The organism is Arthrobacter sp. BC5 (assembly GCF_056680255.1).
The window spans coordinates 3,622,107-3,647,079 of sequence record NZ_CM155273.1; the positions used below are offsets into that span (position 1 = coordinate 3,622,107).

General features: G+C 69.7%; 23 protein-coding genes. 4 read left to right on the forward strand and 19 right to left on the reverse strand.

Annotated features, from left to right (window positions below; genetic code table 11):
- Positions 1-51 precede the first annotated feature (51 nt).
- From AC1MFI_RS16945 to AC1MFI_RS16955, 3 genes are all read right to left on the reverse strand, one after another.
- A complete protein-coding gene (locus AC1MFI_RS16945) occupies positions 52-2,310 on the reverse strand; it encodes a polyribonucleotide nucleotidyltransferase (RefSeq protein ID WP_479820936.1) in 2,259 nt (752 codons plus the stop codon).
- Positions 2,311-2,670: 360 nt separating this feature from the next.
- On the reverse strand, positions 2,671-2,940 hold the full coding sequence (rpsO, locus tag AC1MFI_RS16950; protein WP_087072138.1) for a 30S ribosomal protein S15: 270 nt from the start codon (positions 2,938-2,940) through the stop codon (positions 2,671-2,673).
- A gap of 103 nt (positions 2,941-3,043) precedes the next feature.
- On the reverse strand, positions 3,044-4,039 hold the full coding sequence (locus tag AC1MFI_RS16955; RefSeq protein WP_479818398.1) for a bifunctional riboflavin kinase/FAD synthetase: 996 nt from the start codon (positions 4,037-4,039) through the stop codon (positions 3,044-3,046).
- A gap of 272 nt (positions 4,040-4,311) precedes the next feature.
- Between AC1MFI_RS16955 and AC1MFI_RS16960 the strand changes: the two genes are divergently transcribed.
- Complete coding sequence (locus tag AC1MFI_RS16960; RefSeq protein WP_479818400.1) at positions 4,312-6,249, forward strand: hypothetical protein; 1,938 nt, start codon at positions 4,312-4,314, stop codon at positions 6,247-6,249.
- Here AC1MFI_RS16960 and AC1MFI_RS16965 read toward each other — a convergent pair.
- The 4 genes from AC1MFI_RS16965 to truB all read right to left on the reverse strand — a co-directional run bounded on the left by AC1MFI_RS16965 (position 6,246) and on the right by truB (position 8,889).
- Positions 6,246-6,947, reverse strand: a complete 702-nt coding sequence (locus tag AC1MFI_RS16965; RefSeq protein WP_479818402.1) for a DUF4345 domain-containing protein — start codon at positions 6,945-6,947, stop codon at positions 6,246-6,248. The genes AC1MFI_RS16960 and AC1MFI_RS16965 overlap by 4 nt on opposite strands.
- A 132-nt stretch (positions 6,948-7,079) precedes the next feature.
- Positions 7,080-7,535, reverse strand: coding sequence for a hypothetical protein (locus tag AC1MFI_RS16970; protein WP_479820937.1), 456 nt, complete (start codon positions 7,533-7,535; stop codon positions 7,080-7,082).
- Positions 7,536-7,582: 47 nt separating this feature from the next.
- Positions 7,583-7,951, reverse strand: a complete 369-nt coding sequence (locus AC1MFI_RS16975) for a hypothetical protein (protein WP_479818404.1) — start codon at positions 7,949-7,951, stop codon at positions 7,583-7,585.
- A 5-nt stretch (positions 7,952-7,956) separates the two neighbouring features.
- Positions 7,957-8,889, reverse strand: coding sequence for a tRNA pseudouridine(55) synthase TruB (gene truB / locus AC1MFI_RS16980; protein ID WP_479820938.1), 933 nt, complete (start codon positions 8,887-8,889; stop codon positions 7,957-7,959).
- Between the two features lie 89 nt (positions 8,890-8,978).
- On the opposite strand from truB, the gene AC1MFI_RS16985 reads away from it, so the two are divergent.
- Positions 8,979-10,160: a pyridoxal phosphate-dependent aminotransferase gene (locus tag AC1MFI_RS16985; RefSeq protein WP_479818406.1), complete on the forward strand. Its 1,182-nt coding sequence runs from the start codon at positions 8,979-8,981 to the stop codon at positions 10,158-10,160.
- Between the two features lie 183 nt (positions 10,161-10,343).
- On the opposite strand, the gene rbfA is transcribed toward AC1MFI_RS16985, so the two are convergent.
- The 5 genes from rbfA to AC1MFI_RS17010 all read right to left on the reverse strand — a co-directional run bounded on the left by rbfA (position 10,344) and on the right by AC1MFI_RS17010 (position 16,099).
- The gene (gene rbfA / locus AC1MFI_RS16990; RefSeq protein ID WP_479818408.1) at positions 10,344-10,781 is read right to left on the reverse strand and encodes a 30S ribosome-binding factor RbfA; all 438 of its coding nucleotides are present in this window, start codon (positions 10,779-10,781) and stop codon (positions 10,344-10,346) included.
- Positions 10,782-10,893: 112 nt separating this feature from the next.
- Positions 10,894-13,854, reverse strand: a complete 2,961-nt coding sequence (infB, locus tag AC1MFI_RS16995) for a translation initiation factor IF-2 (protein ID WP_479818410.1) — start codon at positions 13,852-13,854, stop codon at positions 10,894-10,896.
- A gap of 124 nt (positions 13,855-13,978) precedes the next feature.
- Positions 13,979-14,434 carry a YlxR family protein gene (locus AC1MFI_RS17000; RefSeq protein ID WP_479818412.1) on the reverse strand — a complete coding sequence of 152 codons (456 nt, stop codon included), beginning with the start codon at positions 14,432-14,434 and terminating at the stop codon, positions 13,979-13,981.
- A 35-nt stretch (positions 14,435-14,469) separates the two neighbouring features.
- A complete protein-coding gene (gene nusA, locus AC1MFI_RS17005) occupies positions 14,470-15,459 on the reverse strand; it encodes a transcription termination factor NusA (protein WP_479818414.1) in 990 nt (329 codons plus the stop codon).
- Between the two features lie 10 nt (positions 15,460-15,469).
- The gene (locus AC1MFI_RS17010; protein ID WP_479820939.1) at positions 15,470-16,099 is read right to left on the reverse strand and encodes a ribosome maturation factor RimP; all 630 of its coding nucleotides are present in this window, start codon (positions 16,097-16,099) and stop codon (positions 15,470-15,472) included.
- 108 nt (positions 16,100-16,207) lie between these two features.
- Between AC1MFI_RS17010 and AC1MFI_RS17015 the strand changes: the two genes are divergently transcribed.
- Positions 16,208-17,479 (forward strand): DUF4439 domain-containing protein, encoded by a 1,272-nt coding sequence (locus AC1MFI_RS17015; RefSeq protein ID WP_479818416.1) that lies wholly within the window; start codon positions 16,208-16,210, stop codon positions 17,477-17,479.
- A 115-nt stretch (positions 17,480-17,594) separates the two neighbouring features.
- Complete coding sequence (locus AC1MFI_RS17020) at positions 17,595-18,593, forward strand: aminoglycoside phosphotransferase family protein (RefSeq protein WP_479818418.1); 999 nt, start codon at positions 17,595-17,597, stop codon at positions 18,591-18,593.
- A gap of 25 nt (positions 18,594-18,618) precedes the next feature.
- Here the strand turns inward: AC1MFI_RS17020 and AC1MFI_RS17025 are convergent, their stop codons facing one another.
- The 7 genes from AC1MFI_RS17025 to AC1MFI_RS17055 form a co-directional block, all read right to left on the reverse strand.
- Positions 18,619-19,434 (reverse strand): sulfite exporter TauE/SafE family protein, encoded by an 816-nt coding sequence (locus AC1MFI_RS17025; protein WP_479818420.1) that lies wholly within the window; start codon positions 19,432-19,434, stop codon positions 18,619-18,621.
- 6 nt (positions 19,435-19,440) lie between these two features.
- The gene (locus AC1MFI_RS17030) at positions 19,441-21,240 is read right to left on the reverse strand and encodes a proline--tRNA ligase (protein WP_479818422.1); all 1,800 of its coding nucleotides are present in this window, start codon (positions 21,238-21,240) and stop codon (positions 19,441-19,443) included.
- Positions 21,241-21,364: 124 nt separating this feature from the next.
- Positions 21,365-22,267 (reverse strand): GNAT family N-acetyltransferase, encoded by a 903-nt coding sequence (locus tag AC1MFI_RS17035; RefSeq protein ID WP_479818424.1) that lies wholly within the window; start codon positions 22,265-22,267, stop codon positions 21,365-21,367.
- Entirely contained in the window at positions 22,221-23,387 is a 1,167-nt protein-coding gene (gene ispG / locus AC1MFI_RS17040) for a flavodoxin-dependent (E)-4-hydroxy-3-methylbut-2-enyl-diphosphate synthase (protein ID WP_400483222.1), read from the reverse strand. Before ispG ends, AC1MFI_RS17035 begins: the two co-directional genes overlap by 47 nt.
- Positions 23,388-23,485: 98 nt before the next feature.
- Complete coding sequence (locus AC1MFI_RS17045; RefSeq protein WP_479818427.1) at positions 23,486-23,776, reverse strand: YciI family protein; 291 nt, start codon at positions 23,774-23,776, stop codon at positions 23,486-23,488.
- Between the two features lie 10 nt (positions 23,777-23,786).
- On the reverse strand, positions 23,787-24,236 hold the full coding sequence (locus AC1MFI_RS17050; RefSeq protein ID WP_479818429.1) for a hypothetical protein: 450 nt from the start codon (positions 24,234-24,236) through the stop codon (positions 23,787-23,789).
- Between the two features lie 104 nt (positions 24,237-24,340).
- Positions 24,341-24,946 carry a MarR family transcriptional regulator gene (locus AC1MFI_RS17055; protein ID WP_479818431.1) on the reverse strand — a complete coding sequence of 202 codons (606 nt, stop codon included), beginning with the start codon at positions 24,944-24,946 and terminating at the stop codon, positions 24,341-24,343.
- Between the last annotated feature and the right edge of the window lie 27 nt (positions 24,947-24,973).

The following is a 24,973-nucleotide window of genomic DNA, read 5'->3' on the forward strand; positions in this document are numbered from 1 at the left end:
CGATCGGTAGGCGCCGGGGCCGCAGGTGCTCAGGACGAGCGGGTCACGGGACTATTCGGCCTCTGCGACCTCGGGCAGCTCGATGCCGGCGTCCTCGGAGGAGTCCCCGGCCTCGTCGGCGACGACCGGCGAGAGCGACAGCTTTCCGCGGTCGTCGATCTTGGTGATCTCGACCTGGACCTTCTGCCCCACGGACACGACCTCGTCGACGTTGTCGACGCGCTTGCCGCCGGCGAGCTTGCGCAGCTCGGAGATGTGCAGCAGGCCGTCCTTGCCGGGGGTCAGCGAGACGAAGGCGCCGAAGGTCGTGGTCTTGACGACCGTGCCCAGGTAGCGCTCACCGATCTCGGGGACCTGCGGGTTGGCGATGGCGTTGACCGCCGCGCGCGCAGCCTCGGCCGACTCCCCGTTCGTGGCGCCGATCAGCACGGTGCCGTCGTCCTCGATCGAGATGTCGGCTCCGGTGTCCTCCTGGATCTGGTTGATCATCTTGCCCTTGGGGCCGATGACCTCGCCGATCTTGTCCACGGGGATCTTCACCGAGATGATCCGCGGTGCGAACTCGGAGAGCTCGTCCGGCGTGTCGATCGCGGCCTGCAGGACGCCCAGGATGTGCAGGCGTGCCTCGCGGGCCTGCTTCAGCGCCGCCGCGAGCACAGACGCGGGGATGCCGTCGAGCTTGGTGTCGAGCTGGATCGCCGTGACGAACTCGGACGTCCCGGCGACCTTGAAGTCCATGTCGCCGAAGGCGTCCTCGGCGCCGAGGATGTCGGTCAGGGCCGCATAGCGGGTCTGACCGTCCACGACGTCGGACACGAGGCCCATGGCGATGCCGGCGACGGGTGCGCGGAGGGGGACACCGGCGTTGAGCAGGGACAGCGTCGAGGCGCAGACCGATCCCATCGACGTCGAACCGTTGGAGCTGAGGGCCTCGGACACCTGGCGGATCGCGTACGGGAATTCCTCGCGGGTCGGCAGGACGGGCACGAGTGCGCGCTCAGCCAGTGCTCCGTGGCCGATCTCGCGGCGCTTCGGCGAACCGACGCGGCCGGTCTCACCGGTGGAGTAGGGCGGGAAGTTGTAGTTGTGCATGTAGCGCTTGCGCGTGACGGGTGACAGCGAATCGATCTGCTGCTCCATCTTGAGCATGTTCAGCGTGGTGACACCCATGATCTGGGTCTCGCCGCGCTCGAAGATCGCCGAACCGTGGACGCGAGGCAGGACCTCGACCTCGGCGGTGAGCTTGCGGATGTCGCTCAGGCCCCGGCCGTCGATGCGGACCTGGTCCTTGAGGATGCGCTGGCGGACGACGGCCTTGGTCAGCGAGCGGAACGCTGCGGACAGCTCCTTCTCGCGTCCCTCGAACTGGGCGCCGAGGGCGTCCGTGAGCTCGGCCTTGAGCGCGTCGGTGGCGGTGTTGCGCTCCTGCTTGTCGGCGATCTGGAAGACCTGGGCGAGCTTCTCGGAACCTGCGGCCTCGATCGCCTCGTACACGTCGTCCTGGTAGTCGAGGAAGATCGGGAACTCGACGGTCGGCTTCGCGGCACGCGCCGCGAGGTCGGCCTGCGCCTCGCACAGCGCGCGGATGAAGGGCTTCGCTGCCTCGAGGCCGTCGGCGACGACCTCCTCGGTGGGAGCGGTCGCGCCGTTCTCCTTGATCAGAGTCCACGAGTTGTCGGTGGCTTCCGCCTCGACCATCATGATCGCGACGTCGTCGCCTGCGATCCGACCGGCGACGACCATGTCGAAGACCGAGTTCTCGAGCTCGGAGTGCTTCGGGAAGGCGATCCACTGGTCGTTGCCGCTGCCGTCGGACACGAGGGCCACGCGGACGCCGCCGATCGGACCCGAGAAGGGCAGGCCGGAGAGCTGCGTGGACATCGATGCCGCGTTGATCGCCACGACGTCGTAGCGGACGTCCGGGTTGATCGCGAGGACGGTCACGACGACCTGGACCTCGTTGCGGAGGCCCTTGACGAACGCCGGGCGCAGCGGGCGGTCCATGAGGCGGCAGGCCAGGATGGCCTCCGTGGACGGACGGCCTTCGCGGCGGAAGAACGATCCCGGGATGCGGCCCGCAGCGTACATGCGCTCTTCGACGTCGACGGTCAGCGGGAAGAAGTCGAAGCCCTCGCGCGGCTGCTTGCCGGCCGTGGTGGCCGAGAGCAGGGCGGTGTCCTCATCGATGTAGACCATGGCAGCGCCTGCGGCCTGCTGGGCGAGGCGCCCGGTCTCGAAGCGGACGGTGCGTGTTCCGAAGCGACCGTTGTCGATCACTGCTTCGGCGAACTGAATTTCGGGACCCTCCAAGAGAGTCACCTCCGTTTCCTGGTATCGGAGGCAATCGGCACCCGTCGTGGTCCGTCCCTCATGGACGGCCCACAGCACCCGGTCTTCGATCGAGATCCACGGACCCGCCGTGCAGGCGCTCCGGAGATCACTACCGAGGACCGCGAATGCGCGGTGCCGATTGACTCCTGTTGTGCGTTGGGTACTTCTATGCTGTCAGGTCGTGCTGGTGCTGCTGGTCGTGCAGTTCGGCCTTGCGGAAAGCTGATCCACCCGCCTCGGGCCGCTGATCACGGCGGCGTACCCGGCATCCGGCCGGTTCCACCTCCAGCAAGAAGGCGGCCCCTCTCCCGTGGAGAGGATGCCGCCTTCCGATGCTACTTATCGACGCAGACCCAGGCGCTCGATGAGCGACCGGTAACGCGTGATGTCGGTGTCCCGCAGGTAGTCCAGCAGGCGACGACGGCGACCCACGAGAAGAAGCAGACCACGACGCGTGTGGTGGTCGTGCTTGTGCATCTTCAGGTGCTCGGTCAGGTCGAGGATACGACGGGAAAGCATCGCGATCTGCACCTCGGGTGAACCGGTGTCACCTTCGGCCAGAGCGTATTCCTTGATGATTTCCTGCTTGATGGCGGCGTCAAGGGCCACGAGTAACTCCTAGAGTTGTACCGTGAACATGTGCTGAGCATCGCTTGCGCGAGGACACAGAAAAATTCAGCCACCACGGACTGCAGCCGAATCTCCTTTGAGTTTAGCGTCTGGCCGGTTGTTCTGTCGAAAGCAGCTCCCGGGCCCGGTCGACGTCGAGCTTCATCTGCTCGATCAGGGCCTCGGGCCCGGTGTAGGCGACCTGGCCGCGCAGCCGCTCCACGAACTCGACGACGACCGCCTGCCCGTAGAGGTCGAAGTCCTGGACGCGCTCGGGAGGACGGTTGATGACGTGCGCCTCCACCTGGCGGTCGACGCCGTCGAAGGTGGGATTCGAGCCGACCGAGATCGCAGCCGGCCATCTCGTCCCCGCCTCGTCGATGAGCCAGCCGGCGTAGATGCCGTCCGCGGGGATGAAGCCCTGCGAGGAAGCGGCGAGATTGGCGGTGGGATACCCGAGTTCCCGTCCGCGCGCCGCTCCGTGCACCACCTCGCCCCGCATGCGGTGGTGGCGTCCCAGCACGCGCGCCGCGGTTCCCACGTCACCGGCCTCGAGGGCTTCCCTCACCCAGGTCGACGAACACCGCCGGTCGCCGTCGGCGGCGGTCGCGTCCATGGGGTAGCTCGCGCCGAAGTCGTCGATCGCGATGACCTCGAAGCCGAGCTTCCGGCCGAGTTCACGCATGGTGTTGATGTCCCCGCTGTTGCCGCGGCCGAACCGGACGTCGTGTCCGATGACCACGGCCTTGGCCTTCAGCGCCCGGACGAACACGCGCTCCACGAATTCCTCGGCCGAATCCGCGGCGAGGTCGAGGGTGTAGTGCATCATCAGGAGCGCATCGATGCCCGTCCCGGCGAGGGTCTCGACGCGGTCGTCCAGTCCCATGATCAGTTCAGGGGCTGTCTCGGGCCGGTGGACCTGCGCGGGGTGGGGATCGAAGGACACGACCACGGCGGCGGCTGATCGCTGCCGTGCTGCCTCGACGACCTGCTGCAGCACGCGCTGGTGGCCGCGATGCACGCCGTCGAAGTTACCGAGTGTCAGGACGGAGGGCCCGAAATCCTTGGGCACACTGTCCAGGTCTCTCCAGTAGAACACGCATCTCCTTCGCGATTCGGCCGGTTCCCGCGACCCGGGATGTGGGTCCGGCGGGTTGATGGCCGCTCCCATTATGGCCGAAACCGCTGGAGCGGACGTCATCGGGCGCCCTGCCCGCGGGGCTTCCCCGGTGTCCACTGCGCCTGACCATGCGGGTTCTCGTGCCTGAGGCGCGGAGGTTGTCCACATAGGCGTCCGGGGGCTCTCGTCCACGATGCGTCGCGACCAGCATCGAGGAGTCAGATACCCGGCGACCCGAACGGTAGTAGCCCATGCACCTCCAGCACCCCGGTCCAGCAGGCCATCTGTCCGTCGCGCCACCCGTCGTGCATGCGCTCCGTCCCGGATCCGCTCCGGTCACGCGGTCCACGAACCTGGCGGGGCGTGTCCCGGCGACGAGGATCAGGGCCGCCCTCGCGCTGGCCCTCGCCCTCCTGCTGGGCCTCGCCGGCCTTGCGCCGGCCGCAGCGGGTCCGGTCTCCGGCGGCTGGCACACCGGCGCGGGTATCGCCGGAACGGGATACTTCGTGGGACAGCACCGGAACGCGGAGGGGACGATCGCCTACTGCACCGACTTCGAACGCTTCTCCCCCGACACGGCATCGGGCTACGACGACGGGCACACCGGGCCGTTCGTCCGGAGCGATGGGTCGGCGCTCTCCGCCGGGGACAACGCGGTCCTCGCTCTCGTGCTGGGACGCTGGGGGGCGACGGCGGACAACGACGAGGCCGCAGCGGTTCAGCTCGCCGTATGGTCGCTGACCGCCGTCGGCATGGGCTGGGAGAGCCCCGCGATGTCGGGCTTCATCCGGGCCCAGGATCTGCCGCCCGGTGTCGAGACCAGGGCGAGGTCCATGGTGGAGCAGGGCCGCGCCGAGGCAGGTCCGTACAGCATCTCCGCGTCCTTCTCTCCGGAGGGGCCGGGCGGGCAGGTCAGCGCGTCCGTGGTCTCCGCCGACGGAGCCGCACGGTCCGGGCAGAAGGTGCGGGCGGTCGTCGAGGGCGGCACGTTCCAGGACGGTTCGACGACGGCGGAGTGGACGAGCACCGCAGTGGGCCATGTCCTCCCCATCACGCGGACGGGGTTCCAGTCGGGACGCGTCGGTATCACGGCGTCCTCCGTCCCCGCAGCGAACGCCGACTGGCTGGCACCGCGTGAACGGGACGTCCAGCGTCTCGTGGTGGCACCCGTCTCCGCCGAGGCCGCAGCATCCGTGGATCTTCCGGCGCCCGGCCGCTTCGCGCCGCAGGTATCGACCGTGACCTCCGTGACCCGCACGGCGCCCGGCACCGCCGTGCACGACGTGCTGGACGTGTCGGTTGCCACCCCCGGGCAGTGGCTCGTGGACCCGGCCACTGCCCGGCCCGTCGGGGTCGATGTGGTGTCGACGCTGTGGGGGCCGCTGCCCTCGGCGCCGGTGGAGGGCGCGACGGTTCCGAGCGGCACTGCCGCCGTGGGGACGGTCACGACGGCGATCGCCGGCACGGGAAGGTTCCGGACCGCCCCTCTCACCGTGCCCAGCGCCGGCTACTACGTGTGGACCGAAAGCATCGACCCCTCGACGGCGAGGCCGGGGGCTGCAGCACCGTTCATCGCATCGTGGGTCGGACCCTACGGCCTGCCCCTCGAGACCACGCTGGTGCCGTGGCAGCCGACCCTGTCGACGAAGCTCTCCCAGTCCTCGGCCCTCCCGGGGGCGGTCGTGCAGGACGTCGTGACGGCCGAGGGCTTCAATCCGGATGACGACGGCGCCACCGTGCAGCTGACGATGTACGGTCCCTTCGCGGAGTCGCCCGTCGAATCGTCCGCGATCCCGGTCGACGCCCCCGTCCATTCCGAGGTCAGCGTGCCCGCCACCGACGGCTCCATCACCTCCGGAGATTTCGCACCCCTGGACGAGCCGGGCTGCTACACCGTCGTCGCCGTGTTCGAGGGAAGCGCCGACGAGGAGTCCTTCGCCTCCGCCTTCGGCATCCCGGAGGAGATCGTCTGTGTCGGAGCAGCTCCTGTCCGGCCACCGGCACCCGCTTCCGAGGCCCCGGCCCCGCCCCCGCCCGCTCCGGTCCCTCCGGTCGGCGCAGCACCCCGCGGCGGGCCCCAGCTGGCAGCCACCGGTATCAGCGCCGGGACGATGGGCGGCATGGCGCTGATGGCCCTCGGCCTCGGCACGGGGCTGAGGGTCGCGGCCAGGCGGCGAGGGAAGCGCTAGCCGCGCTGTGCGAACTCCCGGCGCAGATCGCTCGTCTTGGCGATGTACTTGTGCCAGACGAGCAGGGCCGGCGGGAAGGCCAACTCCACCACCATGAGGACGATCAGCACGTAGTTGGGCGTCCCGGAGAAGGCCCAGGACAAAACGCGCCCGATGCCGCCGACGAACACCATGAGGCACACGAGCCAGAGCATGTTGGCCCACTGGAACTTGATGGCGATCGTGATGAAGGCAGCCCCGACGCCCACCATCATGGCCGCGAAGAAGCGGAACTGGCTCTCCAGGGTCGGGTTGACCGGGTCGGCTTCCGTATCGGGCAGGCCTGCCGTGCCGAGGATCAGGTAGTAGGCTCCGAAGCCGGCGATGACCAGACCGACGAGGACGACGACCGTGCGGAAGACATTCCAGTCACCGCCCGAGGCTGCGGCCTTCCCGGGCTTCCTGCCCCGGCCCTTGTCCGTGCCGGTCGTGCCGGCCGTGCCGTCACCGGAGGCGCTGGTGCTTGCGGGTCCGCGAGTCGCTGCGGTCGGTCCCGCACCGGAGGACACGGAGACATCCGCCGGGCGCAGTGTCCCGCCGGCATCATGGCTCGGGGTGCCGGAAGGTACAGAAGGCGTTCCGTCGGGGCGACGCCGCTCGGACGGGCGTGCAGCGCCCTGCGAAGCGGAATTGTCGTGCTCGGGGCTGTTGCTGGTCATGTCGCTCCCTGGAGGCAGGCTGGATCGGTGCTCTTGCGTCATACTCTCACGGTCCGGTGTGCCACCGGATGCCGATTGAGCACCGGTCCCGGCCACGAAGCGTGGAAGCGCCGGTCAGGGGCTGTCAGCACATCAGTCCGCTGAGCGGGCCGGTCGGTTCCTGGCCAGCCATACCAGCCCGAGGATCGGGAGGATGAGGGGGACGAACCCGTAGCCGCGGCCGAACGCGGACCACACGGTCTCGCTGGGGAAGGCCTGCGCGTCGAAGATGCTGAGGAGCCCCACCGCCACGACTCCCACCAGTTCGGTGGTCACCGCGACCACTGACACTGCGAAGGCCCTGGTACCGGCGCGGGCGAGGGACACCGTCGCCACGATATAGACGATGGCCGCGACGGCCGACAGGAGGTACGCGAGGGGCGCTTCGCTGAACTTCGTCGCGATCTGGAAGGCCGCGCGCGCCGTCGCGGCCAGTGCGAAGACTCCGTAGACGGCGATCAGGAGGCGGCCAGGACCCGTAGCGCGACTCGTTCCGGTCCCATCGAGTGCTGCGTCCGATGCGCCTCCACCAGGACGCTCCCCCGGCACCCTGCCCGCCGGCACCCCATCGGGCAGCCTGCCATCGGTTCGACGCGTCACAGGCCGGCCACCCCATCCCAGATCTGTTCCATCCGGAAGAGCATGACGAAGACCGTCACCCCGGCCGCTGCCAGCACGTAGTTGCTCCAGCGGGTCCTCTCGAGGATGGACCACCAGAATGCCCCCACGGGAACCAGGAGCGCCGTGAGGAGGTAGCCCCAGAATTCCCACGCCTCCCCCAGCACCGGTTCACCCGCCACCTGACGGATGACGGCCCCGACGGCATAGGCCACCAGGAAGAGCTCCACGGCGGCCGTGGCCAGGATGGTGATGTCGTTCGGGGGTTGGCGGAGGAGAGCGGCGCCGATGCACAGGAGGGCGGAGACTCCGCAGACCAGTACCCCGACGAGGAGAAACGGATCCATCGGCCCTACTCCTTCCCGCCCGGGGCGAAGACGAGGGCGGTGCGGGCGGCTCCCCCGCGGTTCTCGAGCAACGCGACGAGGGTGCCATCGGGCGCGAACGCTGCGACGGGCCCGGCCGGCTCGGTACTCGGTCCGATCTTCCGGCCGTGCGACACATCCGCGGCTTCGGCGTCCGACAGTTCCCGCACCGGGAACAGCGCCCGCCCGGCGTCGTCGAGCGAGAGGACGTCCAGGCCCTCGGCAAGCTGCTCCAGCGTGCGCGCCTGGTCGATGGAGTAGGGCCCCACCTGCGTGCGGCGGAGCGCCGTCAGGTGACCGCCGACGTGCAGCGCCTGCCCGAGGTCCCGGGCCAGGGCCCGGATGTAGGTCCCGGAGCTGCACTCGACCGTCACGTCGACGTCCTGGAGCCGCCCGTTGCTGACCCGGCGGATCGCATGGATGTCGAAGCGGTGGATGGTCACGGGCCGTGCCGGAAGGTCCACTTCCTCGCCCGAGCGGACCCGGGCGTACGACCTCTCGCCCTTGACCTTGATGGCGCTGACGCTGCTCGGCACCTGCTGGATCTCACCCGTGAGCGCGGCGACCGCCGTGCGGATCTCGGCTTCGGTCACCGCGGCGGCGATGCTGCCGCCCGTGACCTCGCCCTCGGCGTCGTCCGTGATGGTGGACTGCCCCAGTCGGATGGTCGCGGTGTAGGTCTTCGAGGTGCCCACGATGAAGGTGAGCAGGCGCGTCGCGCGGTTGATGCCGATCACGAGGACCCCGGTGGCCATCGGGTCGAGCGTTCCTGCGTGACCGACCTTGCGGGTTCCTGCCAGGCGACGCATACGTCCCACGACGTCATGACTGGTCCAGCCCTGAGGCTTGTCCACGATGATCAGCCCTGAGTGGACCTGCCCGGAATTCACGCCTCCCAGTATATGGGCCCGCCCGTGCATCCCCTGTCCCGCGATCGACACCGGGACAGGGCGCATCCGCGCCGTGCTGCGGCAGCTCCCCTCAGGGCAGCCCGCGATAGCATCCTGCTATGCCCACCGTGCCAGCCCATGTCGTGAACGTCCCGGTCAACCAGATCCGCGAGATCACGCAGGCGGCCTGGGCCACTCCCGACTCCATCGTCCTCAGCATCGGCGAGCCGGCGTTCCCCGTCGCCCGGCACGTGCTCGAGGCAGGTATGGCGGCACTCGACCGGGATGACACGAACTACACGCCCAACGCGGGTATCGCCCCGGTGCGGGCCGCCTTCGCCCAGCGGTTCGCGCACCTGTCCGGCGTCGAGGAGGATCCCTCGCGTGTCTTCGTCGTCGCCGGGGCGCAGCAGGGCCTGCACCTGGCGCTCAGCACGCTCATCGGGGCCGGGGACGAGGTGCTCGTCCCCGACCCCGGCTACCCGACGTTCACCATGACCGTGGGCCTCCTCGGAGGGGTACCGGTCGCCTACCCGCTGGTGCCGCACCACGGCTTCCAGCCCCGCGTCGAGGACCTGCGGGAACTCGTCACGGAGCGGACGAAGGTCCTCATGCTCAACTCGCCGTCGAATCCCCTGGGCTCGGTGTTCGGCCACGAGCTCACGCGCGAGCTCGTCCGGTTCGCGCACGCCCACGATCTCTGGATCATCTCCGACGAGTGCTACGAGGCCTTCACCTACGACGTGCCGCACGTCAGCCCTGCACGCTTCGACGCCGGCGGTCCCGAAGCCGTGCCCGAGGCCCACGAAGCCCGGGTGATCACCTCGCTCACGCTGTCGAAGACGTACGGCCTGACCGGTCTGCGGATCGGCGCCCTCGTCACGCCGCCGGCGATGGAGCCGCTCCTCAGCAACGTCATGGAGGCCTCCGTGTCCTGTGTGTCGGCGGCGTCGCAGTACGCGGGCCTCGCCGCGATCACCGGCCCGCAGGACTATGTCTCCACGGCGCTGGCGCACTACCGCTCCAATCGGGACGCTGCGACGGCGGTGCTGGATCGGCGCGGCATCAGCTACCTCGACGCCAGCGGGGCGTTCTACCTCTGGGCCGACCTGTCCCACGCGACGGGAGGCGATGTCAGGGCATGGACCGCCACCTTCCTGGCGGAGAGCGGTGTGGCGCTCGCGCCGGGCACGGCCTTCGGCTCCATGGGCGAGGGATGGGTCCGCATCGCACTCTGCGGCAGGACCGACGAACTCGTCGAAGGACTCTCGCGGCTCCCCGCCCCGGCGACCCGCACCTGATCTCCGGGCACCGAGGACGACAGGCGCACCGTCGGGGCCGGGAAGGGCGGAGGAACTCGGTCTCGCCCACGCCGTGAGGCACAGCGACGGCACCGGAGGCATCCGAAGAGGCCGGGATGCCAGAGACGCCGATGGCAGCCGACCCGGAAGTCGGCTGCCATCGGCGTCTCGAAAGGGGCGGGGCTAGCGTCCTGCCTCGTCCTCGCCGGAGACACGATACGGATCCGCGTCGCCGGCGAAGTCCGCTCCCTGCGCGATCGCTGCCACTTCGGCGTCACGCTCGCGGGCCTTCTGCAGCAGCTCCTCGAGGTGGCTGGCGTTCACCGGCACCTCGTCGGGAACGAACTCGAGGGTCGGGGTCAGCCGTGCGGTGATGTTCTTGCCGACCTCGGAGCGCAGGACGCCGCGGGCCGATTCGAGCGCCGTCCGCGTGGCCTGCTGCTCGTCCGCATCTCCCAGCACCGTGTAGTACAGGGTTGCGTGCTGCAGGTCGTTGGTCACCCGGGCGTCCGTGATGGTCACGGCTTCGAGCCGGGGGTCCTTCACACGGCGCCGGAGCGCCTCGGCGACGATGACTTTGATGCGCTGCGCGAGCCGCGCGGCGCGGGCCGGATCTGCCATTGCTGATACTCCTACGAAAGCGGATGTGGTGGGGGAACCCGCAGGCGGGTTCCGGCTGTGCGACGAGCACAGGCGCCCCGGGGAACCCGGGACGCCTGTGCCGACCGACGTGCTAGACGCGGGGCTTCTCCCGCATCTCGAAGGTCTCGATGGTGTCGCCTTCCTTGACATCGTTGAACGAGCCGAGGCCGATACCGCACTCGAAGTCGGTGCGGACTTCGGTGGCGTCGTCCTTGAAGCGCTTGAGCGAGTCCACGGAGAGGTTGTCTCCGATGACCTTGCCATCGCGCAGGACGCGCGCCCTCGAGTTGCGTCGGATGATGCCCGAGCGCACGATCGAACCGGCGATGTTGCCGAACTTCGAGGAGCGGAACACCTCGCGGACCTCTGCGGTGCCGAGCTGCACCTCCTCGTACTCCGGCTTGAGCATGCCCTTGAGGGCCAGCTCGATGTCGTCGATCGCAGCGTAGATGACCGAGTAGAAGCGCATGTCGACGCCTTCACGCTCGGCGAGGTCCGCGACGCGCTCCGCCGGCTTCACGTTGAAGCCGATGATGATCGCGTTGTCGACCGTGGCCAGGTTGACGTCGTTCTGCGTGATCGCACCGACGCCACGGTGGATGACGCGCAGCTGCACGCCCTCCCCGACGTCGATCTTGAGCAGCGAGTCCTCCAGGGCCTCGACAGCACCCGACACGTCACCCTTGAGGATGAGGTTGAGGGTGTCGACCTTGCCTTCTGCGACGGCCTGGTCGAAGTCCTCGAGGCTGATGCGCTTGCGACGCTTGGCGAGGGCCGCGTTGCGGTCCGCCGCTTCGCGCTTCTCGGCGATCTGGCGACCGGTGCGCTCGTCGTCCGTGACGAAGAACGTATCGCCCGCGCGGGGCACGTTGGACAGACCCAGCACCTGGACCGGACGCGATGGTCCCGCCGTGGTGACGACGTCGCCGTTCTCGTCGAACATCGCACGGACGCGGCCATGGGCCGTACCGGCGACGATGGTGTCGCCGACGTGCAGCGTTCCGGACTGGACCAGCACGGTGGCAACCGCTCCGCGACCCTTGTCCAGGTTCGCCTCGATCGCGATGCCGCGTGCGTCCTTGTTCGGGTTGGCCCGCATGTCCAGCGCGGCGTCGGCGGTGAGCAGGACGGCCTCGAGGAGGTCGTCGATGCCCATGCCCTGCAGCGCCGACACGTGCACGAACATCGTGTCGCCGCCGTACTCCTCGGGTACGAGTCCGTACTCGGTGAGCTGGCCCTTGACCTTGTCCGGGTTCGCGCCTTCCTTGTCCATCTTGTTCACGGCCACGACGATCGGCACGTTGGCCGCCTGAGCGTGGTTCAGCGCCTCGACCGTCTGCGGCATCACGCCGTCGTCGGCCGCGACGACCAGCACGGCGATGTCCGTGACCTTCGCACCACGGGCACGCATGGCGGTGAACGCCTCGTGGCCGGGGGTGTCGATGAAGGTGATGGCCCGCGTGCTGTCCTCGTGGACGTGCTGGATCTGGTAGGCGCCGATGTGCTGCGTGATGCCACCGTGCTCGCCCTCGACGACCTTGGTGTTACGCACCGCATCGAGCAGTCGCGTCTTACCGTGGTCGACGTGGCCCATGACCGTGACGACCGGCGGACGAGCCTCGAGCTGCTCGTCGCCCTCGGCTTCGAGCTCGGCGTCGAAGTCGATGTCGAAGCTGCTGAGGAGCTCGCGCTCCTCGTCCTCGGGCGAGACGACCTGGATCTTGTAGCCCAGCTCGGTACCGAGCACCTCGAAGGTGTCCTCGTCCAGCGACTGCGTCGCCGTGGCCATCTCACCGAGGTGGAAGAGCACGGTGACCAGTGCGGCGGGGTTCGCCTCGATCTTGTCGGCGAAGTCCGTGATGGACGACCCGCGGCGCAGACGCACGATGGTGTTGCCGTCTCCGCGGGGTACGCTCACGCCACCCAGCGAAGGAGCCGACATCTGCTCCAGTTCCTGCCGCTTCGCACGCTTCGACTTGCGCTGCTTGCCGCGACCGGCTCCACCCTTGCCGAAGGCACCGGCAGTGCCGCCGCGTCCGCGGCCGCCCTTGCCGAAACCGCCACCGGCGGGTGCTCCGCTGGGGCTCGCAGGTGCTGCTCCACCGGGTCCGCGACGAGGGCCGGCTCCCGCTCCCGGAGCTCCGCGGCCGGGGGCTGCGGGACGTTCGGTGCGGTTGGGCATCATGCCGGGAGTGGGACGCGAGCCCGGAGCTCCGCCGGGACGGGGAGCACCCGGACGCGGTGCACCGGGACGGGGTCCACCTGCACCGGCAGCGGGACGCGGCCCACCTGCACCGGCAGCGGGGCGGGGTCCGGCCGGACCGGCAGCGGGACGCTGCTGCGCATCGTCACGACGACCGGGACGAGGCATGCCCTGGGACGGTGCGAACGGGTTGTTGCCCGGACGCGGGGGACGCTCCGAGGTGCGGTCCGCTCCGCGATCCGAGTCTCCACGGCGGGAGCCCATGCCCTGTGACGGTGCGAACGGGTTGTTGCCCGGACGGGGTGCACCGCCGGGACGGGCGCCCGACGGGCGGGTCGTGCCTGCCGACGGAGCCGCGGGGGGCGTCGCGGGACGGGGAGCAGGGCGCGTGCCCGGCGTCGCGCCGTCCTGCTGGGCGTCCTGCTGGGCAGGTGCAGGTGTGTCCTGTGCTGCCGGGGCAGGAGTCTCCGCCGGAGCGGAGCCGTTCGAGAACGGTGACGCCTGCGGAGCAGCCGGAGCGACCGGTGCAGCGGGAGCCGGAGTGGACGATGCGGCAGGTGCGGCCGGGGCTGGTGCCTCGGGAGCGGCCTGGGCGGCGCCCGGCTTCGGACCCGACGGCGCGGGTGCGGCGGGACGTGACGGCGCGGGGGCCGCGGGACGTGATGGGGCCGGGGCGGCCTTGGCGGCGCCGGCGTCGGGGAATGCGCCGCGAAGTTTCTTCACGACGGGGGCCTCAATGGTGGAAGAGGCCGAACGGACGAATTCGCCCAGTTCCTGCAGCTTCGCAACTGCGTCTTTCGAGGTTATACCGAGCTCTTTCGCGAGCTCGTGTACGCGGACCTTGGCCACATTTCTCCTGTCTCGGTCCGCACCGAGTCAGGCACGAACCGTCTATTTCCTACTGCTGATCCCGGCCGCGAGGGCGGCCGGCAGATCGAATGCAGAGCGCAACGGATTGGTCATCGTTGCGCACTCATCGCTGGGTTCTCATCGGGTTTCCATGAGGGTACTGACCCGCTTTCAGGGAGGACGGTGGTGAATCGGAGCGCTCATCTCGACGCTCCAGGAGTGCCTGGAAGTCCACCGCGAGGTCCGCAGTGTCCACCGGCCGTCGGAAGGCCCGGTTGAAGGCTTTCCGCTTGACGGCCGTTTCCATGCATGCCGGGTCGGGGTGCAGCCAAGCACCCCGTCCGGATAGCCGGTGCCGCTCATCGATGACGGCGACATCCTGTCCGCCGATCGCTCGTGCAACAACCCGCATCACGTGTGACTGGCGGTCCCGACGGCGGCATCCCACGCAGGTGCGTATCGGATGAGTGTCCTCCGGCTGGTACCCGGACTCTTCTCGATGAGCGACGTGTTCTCGATGAGCGACATGTTCTCGATGAGCAGAGTCTTCCGGGCGCGACTCGACAGCAGTCATATCCATTCTACCCCTTCCGGGTCCGCAGGCGGACCGGCGGCTCAGCCCTTGGCTGCCGGTGCCGGCTGCGCGGCGTCGGACACGATGTCGATCCGCCAGCCGGTGAGCTTGGCAGCGAGGCGGGCGTTCTGGCCCTCCTTGCCGATCGCGAGGGACAGCTGGTAGTCCGGCACGACGACGCGGGCCGATCGGGTCGCCTCATCCGTGATGGTCACCGAAGTGACGCGGGACGGCGAGAGCGAGCTGGCGATGAACGAAGCGGGGTCGTCGTTGTAGTCGACGATGTCGATCTTCTCGTCGTTCAGCTCGTTCATGACGGCGCGGACGCGCGTGCCCATCTCGCCGATGCAGGCGCCCTTGGCGTTGACGCCGGGGACGTTCGCCTTCACCGCGATCTTGGTGCGGTGTCCGGCTTCGCGTGCGAGGGCGACGATCTCCACCGTCTTGTCGGCGATCTCGGGTACCTCGAGTTCGAAGAGCTTCCGGACGAGGCCCGGGTGCGAGCGGGACAGGGTGATGGACGGGCCCTTCATCCCGCGGTGCACGTCCACGACGAACGCGCGCAACCGGGCGCCGTGGAGGTACTTCTCCCCCGGCACCTGCTCGGGCGGCGGCAGCACTGCCTCGACCGAGCCCAGGTTGACCTGGATCATGTGCGGATTGGTGCCCTGCTGGATCATGCCGGCGACGAGCTCGCCTTCCTTGCCACGGAACTCGCCGAGGATGTTGTCGTCCTCGGCATCGCGCAGGCGCTGGAGGATGATCTGGCGGGCGGTACTGGCGGCGATGCGTCCGAACCCGCTGGGCGTGTCGTCGAACTCCCCGACGGACTCGCCGTCGTCGTCCTTCTCCACTGCCCAGATGGTGACGTGGCCGTTGCGGCGATCGAGTTCGGCGCGCGCCGTCTCGTGCGCCCCGGGCGTGCGGTGGTACGCGATCAGCAGTGCCTGCTCGATCGTGGGCACCAGCTTGTCCAGCGGGATCTCGCGTTCGCGTTCGAGGAGCCTCAACGCGCTCATATCAATGTCCATACGGTTCTCCTTAGGCGTGGTGCACGGCGCCGGAGATGTCCGGATCGGCCCCATCGCTGTTCTCGTGGTGTTCGTCCTCAAGATGCGCGAATTCGACCTGGACGGTCCCTTTGCGGATCTTGGAAAAATCGAGGGCGAGCGGATCGCCCTGCTTCGGCTTCATGCCCTTCTTCACCGGCAGCTGCGGGATCAGTCGGATGCCGGTCGGGGTGACCTCGAGGAGCCGTCCGAGGACGGCGTCGCCGGTCGCGGGCTTCACCTCGACCATGCGTCCCACGTTGCGGCGCCAGTGCCGCGGTTCCGTGAGCGGGCGGGAGACGCCGGGCGAGGAGATCTCGAGGTTGTACGGGCGGTCGTCGTCCTCGGGGTCGCTGTCCATCGCGGCCGAGAGGTCGGTGGAGATGGCGGAGATCACATCGAGACCGACACTCCCGGAGGCGTCCTCGGGCAGGTCGACGACCACGTGGACGGTGCGGTGGGAGCCGGCGACCTTGATCTCCACGTCCTCGAGGTAGAGGTCGTGTTGCTCCACCACGGGTTGCAACCTGGTCCGCAGGCGCTGCGCTTCGGCCTGCAGTTCGGCCTCGAGGGCCGATTTGCGGGTCGAGGCATGTTTTTCGTTCCCGGACCGGACCGCCATGGCTGCCTCCCACTCGATGATGTTGTCCTTCAAGAGTACCGATATTCCAGGGCACCGGGTGTATGGCCCGGGGAAAGCCGGACTCCCATGGCATCATCGGGAACTGTGATGACTCGGGGCCGGACAGGCGGACAGCAGGGGCGGGGCGGGAGCGCCGCCTCGGTCGCCGGGCGCGTCGTGCGCTGGTCCGCGACGCTCATCGGTCTCTTCCTCGTGGTGCTCCTCGTGGCCGGCATCGGGATGGGCCTCCGCACCCCGGAACCGGAGGCGCCCGCCTACTCGGCGTCCGAACAGGCGCAGCTCGACGCCGAGGGCCGTTTCCGCGCGCTGGCTGCCGATGCCCGGGCGGCAGCCGCAGCGGACCCGCCACATGCCGGTCTGCTGACAGGCCTGGCGTCGGACCTCGACGTGCAGGCGTCCGCCGTCGCCCTGCCGCGCTCCCCCGCGCCGGCCGACGCGGGAACGCCGGACGCCGGTCCATCCGCAGCCTCCGCCCCGGGGGGATCTGCCACCTCACCGGGCTCCGACCCGGTCTCGACCGGAGCGCCGGAAGAGCTACCCACCGGCGGTCCGAGCGTGCCGCCGGTGGACGGAGCGCGCGTGCTCGCCCTGCTGCGTGAGAGTTCCCTCCGCAGCCTTCGTGACGCCGTCGGCGCCGATCCCGGTGCGGCGCGTGTCCTGGCGGCGTCCGGGGTCAACCAGTGGCGGCACGCGGTGCTGCTCGGCCAGGCACTCGGGGCGGAGGCCGGCCTTCCGTCCGCCGACGCGCTCCCTCCCGAGGACCTCGCCACGGGGACGGGCCTCTTCGCCGAACCGGCAGCGGGCGGGCTCGGAGCACGGGACGGAGCTGCCGCCGACGCGCCGGACGAGTGCGCCGGGACTCCCCTCGGCCCCGAGACCGACCGGCAGGCCCTCCGGGACGCGAAGGCGGCCGAGGACCGGGCACGCTACGGCTACGAGGTCGCTGCCGCACTGCTTCCGGACACCGAAGGTGCCCTTGCCCGGTCGGCGGCCCACCGGGCGGCCGGGGTCGCCGCAGCTGATCTCCTCGTCCGTTTGTGCGCCGAAGCCGGCCCGGCTGCGGCCGGGTTCTCGATCGCGCCCGCCTTCCGAGCCGATCCCGCCGGTGCGCTGCGCGAGCTCGAACAGGACCACGCCGCCCTCTACGCGGGTCTCGTCTCCACTGTCGGTCCGGAGGCTCGGGCCTGGGCCATAGCGTCCTACAACGCCGCCGCACAGCGCAGCCTCGACGCCGGAACACCCCTGGAAGCGCTGCCCGCGCTGCAGGCGGGTGTCGGAGGGACGGCGGACACCGGTCCGGCACCCGCTGCCACCGGGGACGCGGACGCGCCGGCACCGACGGAGCAGCCCGATGAGTAGCGGTGGGGAGTACGCGACGGACGGGCCGCCGGGAGGAATCGGCGCCGGCAGTCAGGACAGCAGTACCCGCACCGGTCAGCGCGCCCCTTCCCCAGTGATCGGCGCGAGTACGCCCATGCCCCTCCCCGACCTGCCACCCCGCCTCCTGCGCAGTGCGCGGACCATCGACGGCGGAGCCCGGTGGACCCGCGAATGGCACGCGCTGCTGGCGGACAGGCTCGAGGCGTGGGACCTCGAGGTGGATCTCCCGCCCGGTCGGCCCGCCTGGGCGGGGCAGTGCGCCGTCGTCGTGCCCGTGGTGGGACGCGGGGGCGGCGGACCGTCCGCAGCCGTCCTGAAGCTCACCATCCCGCACGACGAAGCCCTCGCCGAGCCCGATGCCCTTGAGCTGTGGAACGGCGAGGGTGCGGTGCGGCTGCTCGCGGCGTCGCGCCGCGACTATGCGTTGCTGCTGGCACGCCTCGACGGGGACCACTCGTTGCGGGGCGTGCCGCTCGACGAGACGCCGGCGCCCTGGGCGGAGGTCCTCCGGCAGCTGTCGATTCCTCCGGGTGACGGCGCCCTGTGGGCCGCCTTCCCGCACCTGGCCTCCGACGCCGAGCAGTGGACGGACACCCTCCCCGCGCGATGGGCGGAACTGGGCGAACCCTTCCCCCGCTGGCTCATGGAGGCCGCGCTCGAGGTCTGCCAGTCGCGCGGGATCGTCGGCCGGCGATCGGAGCGCGACGTGCTCGTGCATTCCGACCTGCACTACGACAACCTCCTGCCGTCGGCGTCGGGCCAGCTGCGCCGGTTCACGGCGATCGACCCGAAACCGGTCCTCGGCGATGCGGAGTACGCCGTGGCGCCGATGCTGTGGAACCGGCTCGCGGAACTCGCTCCCGACGATCCCGCTGCCCATCTCCGCGCGCACTGCACCGCACTCGCTGCGGCTGCCGGGCTCGACGCCGGACTCGCCGTCGGCTGGACGGTGGTGCGCGAGGTCCGGAACGCGCTGTCCTACCTGGGACATGGCCGGTCCGGTGACGCGCAGAGGTCGCTGTGGGTGGCGAGCTCGATCCTGGGACGGACACTGGACGGCCTGCCGGCAGCCAGGGACCTGCCGGCTCTCTAGCGGCCCGGGCCACCTCCTCAGCGGGTCAGGCCGCCCCTGCTGTCAGCGGGCGGATGTTCTCGATCCACACGTCGTACCCGAGCTTCAGAATCAGGGCTCCGACCACGGCGAGGAACACGATCCGGATGAACCTGCTGCCCTGGCTGATGGCCATCCGCGATCCGGTGTAGCCGCCGGCCATGTTCGCGGCGCCGAGCAGCAGTCCGAGGCCCCAGAGGATGGACCCGTTGGGCAGGAAGAACATCAGGGCGCCGAAGTTCGTGGCCATGTTCACGATCTTCGCCTTCGCGCTGGCTCCGAGGAAGTTGTAGCCGAGCAGCGTGACCATCGCGATGATGAGGAACGACCCCGTACCTGGCCCGATCAGTCCGTCGTAGAAACCGATGACGAGCCCGATAGCACCCGCCGTCCCGTAGTGCCGGGCCCCCTGGTGCCGCAGCCGGGTCAGCGTCCCGACGGACGGCTTCAGCGCCGTGAACACCGCGACGGCGACCAGCGCCACCACGATGATCGGTTTGAAGACCGACGACGGCAGCGACGCGGCGAGGATCGCCCCGCCGAAACTGCCGAGAAGGGCCACACCCGCCATCGGCAGGGCCGTCCGCAGGTCCGGGTGTGCCCTGCGGTAGTAGGTGACGGCGCTCGTCGTCGTCCCGAAGATCGATCCCAGCTTGTTGGTCGCCAGCGCCTCCACGGGCGTGATGCCGGGCACCAGCAGCAGCACCGGCAGCTGGATCAGCCCGCCTCCTCCCACGACGGCGTCCACCCAGCCGGCGGCGAACCCGGCGACGAGCACGAGCAGGATCGTCGCGAGGTGCAGTTCCTCGAGTCCCGAGCCCACCGCGGCCTAGTGTGCGGTGAGCTCGCGCAGCAGCGCGGCGGCCTCGCCGACCGCGACGTTCTGCGCCTCGCCGGTGCGACGGTCCTTGATCTCGAGGACGCCGTCCGCGAGGCCGCGGCCGACCACGACGATGGTGGGCACGCCGATCAGTTCGGCATCGCCGAACTTCACGCCGGGAGACACCTTGGGTCGGTCGTCGTAGATCACGGTGAGGCCGGCCGACTCGAGGTCCGCGGCGAGCTTCTCCGCGGCCTCGAACACCTCGGCCCCCTTGCCCGTCGCGACGATGTGGACGTCGGCGGGAGCCACGTTGCGGGGCCAGATGATGCCGCGGTCGTCGTGGTTCGACTCGGCGAGGGCCGCGATGGCGCGCGTGACCCCGACGCCGTAGGACCCCATGGTCACCGTGGCGAGCTTGCCGTTCCGGTCCAGGACCTTCAACCCGAGTGCGTCGGCGTACTTGCGGCCGAGCTGGAAGATGTGGCCCATCTCGATGCCGCGTGCGGCGATGAGCGGGCCCGAGCCGTCGGGCGCTTCGTCCCCCTCGCGCACCTCGACGGCTTCGATGACGCCGTCCCAGGTGAAGTCGCGCCCCGCGACGAGCCCGAAGACGTGCTTCCCGGGCTCGTTGGCGCCCGTGATCCAGGAGGTCCCGCTGACCACGCGCGGGTCCACGAGGTACCGCAGCCCCGTGGACGCCTCGGCGCCGAGGACGGCGGAGTCGAGAGCGAGGCCCGGACCGATGTAGCCCTTGACCAGGCCCGGGTGCTTCTTCAGGTCCTCCTCGTTCGCAGCTTCCACGGCGACTTCGCCGCCCGTCTCGACGTGGCCCGCGATGTTCGCCTCGATGCGCTTGAGGTCCACGGTGCGGTCCCCGGGCACTGCGACGACGACGATCTCGCGCCCGCCCGTGGGCAGCACCGCGGCCAGCACCACGTTCTTGAGGGTGTCCGCGGCGGTCCAGGCGCGGTCACCACGGGGGGCCGAGGCGTTCGCGTGGTCCACGAGGGTGTCGATGGTGGGGGTGTCCGGGGTGTCGCGGACCTCCGCGGCCGGTGCGTCCGCGAAGTCGATCGCGTCGGGGACGACGGTGGTGACAGCTTCCACGTTCGCGGTGTAGCCCCCGGCGGAACGGACGAAGGTGTCCTCGCCGATCGGCGTCGGGTGCAGGAACTCCTCGCTCTTCGAACCGCCCATGGCGCCGGCGGTCGCCGTCACCGGCACCACCTCCAGCCCCAGCCGCTCGAAGATGCGCAGGTATGCGCCGCGGTGCAGCTGGTAGCTGGCCTCCAGCCCCTCGTCGTCGACATCGAACGAGTAGGAGTCCTTCATGATGAACTCACGGCCGCGGAGCAGGCCCGCGCGGGGCCGTGCCTCGTCGCGGTACTTGGTCTGGATCTGGAACAGGCTCACGGGCAGGTCCTTGTACGAGGTGTACAGGTCCTTCACCAGCAGCGTGAACATCTCCTCGTGCGTGGGCGCGAGGAGGTAGTCGGCGCCCTTGCGGTCCGTGAGGCGGAAGATGCCGTCGCCGTACTCGGTCCACCGGTTCGTCGCCTCGTAGGGCTCCTTGGGCAGCAGCGCGGGGAAGTGGACCTCCTGCGCGCCGATGGCCTCCATCTCCTCGCGGATGATCCCCTCGACCCGGGCGAGGACCTTCAGTCCCAGCGGGAGCCAGCTGTAGATACCGGGCGCCGCACGCCGGATGTATCCCGCGCGCACCAGGAGCCGGTGGCTGGCGACTTCCGCGTCGGCTGGATCTTCACGCAGGGTGCGCAGGAAAAGGGTCGAGAGTCGTAAGACCACGCGGGGGTTCCGTTCGTATCGGTACTGCCATTCACCTTCCCGCCGTCCGGCGGGAAACAACAGGTACCAATCTAGCGGGTCCGCCCGCGCCGGGTCCGTCGTCGGACCGTCGAGGGTACCGACCTCAGAAGAGGATGGTCGCGAAGGTGTCCACCTGCTCGAACCCGACGCGCTTGTACGCGGCGATGGCCCGGGAGTTGTAGGAGTTGACGTAGAGGCTGACCGTGGGAGCGATCGAGCGGGCGGCGACGACGACGCCGGCCATGTAGGCGGCGCTGAGTCCCCTGCCGCGGTGGTCCGGATTCATCCAGACCCCCTGCACCTGGACGGCCTGGGAGGAGACGGTACCGAGTTCGGCCTTGAAGACCACCTCGCCGTCGTCGCCGAACGCGGCGAGCGAGTGCTTCCTGCCGATGAGCGAGGCGACACGGCGCCGGTAGTGCTCGGAGCCGCCGATGAAGGGCGAGTAGCCCACTTCCTCCTCGAACATGGCGGCGCAGGCGGGCAGCAGCCGGTCCAGCTCGTCGGGCCGCGTGAACCGGAGATCGGGGGCGGGGGCGATCAACGGATCCGTGTCGATGGCCATGAGCGGTTGGGTGGGACGTACGTCGAACGGTTCGCCGCTGTAGTCCTCGAGGGTGGACCACAGGTCCATGACGCCCTCGGAGAGGCCGAAGATCGACGAGAAGGTGCGCCCGGACCGGCCGAGGTGGTCACCGAAGATCGCACCGGTCTCGTCCGTCACGCCCACCGGCACGAGGTTGACTCCCGCCCAGCAGGCGGCGCGCAGCTCGTGGTGGCGGAACATGCCCACGAGCTCGCCGCCGGCGGGGGACGGCGCCGCGCTCCCCGTGAGTTCCAGGTGGGCGGCGACGAAGACATTGGCCACGGGGTCGGTGTCGACGATGGCCCAGAGGTCCCGGGTGTCCTCCTGGCCGAGGACCCGGAAGGACCAGGGCCCTTCGGGATCTGCCTCGGGCCTAGCTAACGGTAACCATGGGGCCACCCTGGCCAGCAGTTTCGCCATCAGCCTCACCCATTTCCTCTGCGAGCCGCATCGCTTCCTCGATGAGCGTCTCGACGATCTGGTCCTCGGGAACGGTCTTGATGACCTCTCCCCTCACGAAGATCTGCCCCTTGCCGTTGCCGGAGGCAACGCCCAGGTCCGCTTCACGGGCTTCACCCGGTCCGTTCACCACACAACCCATCACGGCCACGCGGAGGGGGACCTCCATACCCTCGAGGCCGGCGGTGACCTCCTCGGCGAGCGTGTAGACGTCGACCTGCGCCCTGCCGCAGGACGGGCAGGAGACGATCTCGAGCTTGCGCGGACGCAGGTTGAGGGACTGCAGGATCTGGTTGCCCACCTTGATCTCCTCGACCGGCGGAGCGGAGAGCGAGACGCGGATGGTGTCGCCGATGCCCTTGGACAGGAGCGCCCCGAAGGCGGTGGCGGACTTGATGGTCCCCTGGAAGGCCGGTCCCGCCTCGGTGACGCCGAGGTGGAGGGGCCAGTCGCCCCGCTCGGCCAGGAGCTCGTAGGCCCGGACCATGATGACGGGGTCGTTGTGCTTCACGGAGATCTTGAAGTCGTGGAAGTCGTGCTCCTCGAACAGGGAGGCCTCCCAGACCGCCGACTCCACGAGCGCCTCCGGCGTCGCCTTCCCGTACTTCTCCATGAGCCGCGGGTCGAGCGAGCCGGCATTCACGCCGATGCGGATCGAGGTGCCGGCGGCCTTCGCCGCCTCCGCGATCTGCTTGACCTGGTCGTCGAACTTGCGGATGTTGCCCGGATTGACGCGGACCGCGGCGCACCCGGCGTCGATGGCCGCGAAGACGTACTTCGGCTGGAAGTGGATGTCCGCGATCACCGGGATCTGGGACTTCTTCGCGATGATCGGCAGCGCTGCCGCGTCATCGGCCGACGGGCAGGCCACGCGGACGATGTCGCAGCCGGTGGCCGTGAGCTCGGCGATCTGCTGGAGCGTGGCATTGATGTCCGTGGTGGGCGTGGTGGTCATCGACTGGATGCTGATCGGCGAATCCGATCCGACTCCCACGGAGCCGACCTTGATCTGGCGGGTCTTGCGCCGTGGTGCGAGGACGGGTGGCGGTGCTGCTGGCATTCCTAGGCTGACCGAGGTCAAAACATCCTCCATGCTGGCGGCCTTGACCGCACGTCTTTGAGATTCTTGTCTTCATTATCCACCCGGTCCGGCGCTCCGCCGTCCTCTCGGGACCCAGGTCACACGAGGTGCCTGAAGGCTCCGATCACCGGCGCCCAGGCGGTGGTCTTCACGGCGGAGATGGCGCCGGCCTGCGCGAACGGATCCTGGCTCACCAGCTGGTTCAGGTCTGCCTCCGTCTCGGCGGAGAACAGCAGGAGGGCTCCGGTACCGTCGGCGAACGGACCGGAGGCCAGCACGCGGCCGTCCGCGACCAGTCCTTCCAGCCACTGCCGGTGCACCGGCCGGTGCTGGGCGCGGAGGTCCTCATGGTCGGGGTTGTAGACGTATTCCACGGCGAAGATGCTCATGGGTTTCACCCTACGGGACTTCCAGGAGGTAGACCTTGATGATCGCGGCGACGCCGGCGGCCCAGAGCAGCGAGGACAGGGTCCCGATGATGAAGCGTTCCGACGCTGCAGGGCTCTCCTTGAGCTCGGCGTAGCGGCCGAGGGCCTTGACTGCCACGACGTAGGCGATGGCGACGGGCTGGCCGCCGAGGATCGCGACCGTCACGGCGAGGCGCTCGAGGACCCCGATGACCAGTCCGCCGCGCAGGACTCCGGGCGGCAGGGCGTCCACCGGCGCCCTGGGCGGTTCGGCCGGCGGCGCCGGGAGGTCGAGCTGCGGCTGGTCCGCCGGTTCGGGGAGTTCCTCGCGGCGCCGTTCCGCGGTGTCGACGGAGCGGGCGAGGCGCAGCACGAGCATGGTCACGGGCGAGCCGACGCCGCCCGCGACGAGCAGGGCCACTGCGATCCAGAGTGCGTCCATACGATTCCCTCCCGGCGGTCCGACGTCCCAGCTGACGTCGCACCCCATGTCTACAGCACGGCACCCCCCACGAGGGCTGCTCGCCGGTCACTCCCCGCCGGCGGCTACGTCGCAGCGTCCGCCCATGCCAGGAGCCGCGCGGCCGCGGGGCGGACGGCATGCTCCTCGTGCCAGGCTGCCCGGGCCGCCGCCTTGCTCACGGCCTGGGGGCTGATGCCGAGGGTCCGCGCCACGGAGGTCTGCGTGCCGCGCTCACCGAACTGCAGGAGGTCGAGGATGCGCCATTCGGCGTCGGAACGGGCCAGGACATGCCGTCCGAGCAGCGCGAGCACGCCCTCCGCTTCCGCTGCGAGATCGGCCCGAGCGTCGGGCCCCTCGACGGCCAGGGGCGCACGGTCCCCCGTCTTCTTGGCACGATCGACGGCCTTACGGGCAGCGACGAAGGCAGAACCGCGGCCTTCCCGTGGCGAGGGCGGGTAGGGCCGCTCCACGTCACCGATCCCGATCCCGACGTACCAGCCGCCGGCACGGAGGCAGAGCAGGACGGCGTCGACGACGTCGCTCGCACCGGCCACGACGCCCTGCGCCTCGTCGCCGACGGAGCGCTCCCAGGGCAGCACCGTCCTGATGGGCGCCAGGAGGCCGAGCAGGTCAGGAACGCGGTCCTGCGACGAGCGGCTTCCCTTCTGGTCGATCGTGAGGACGAACATAGTTCAACCATATTTGGTTGAAATATG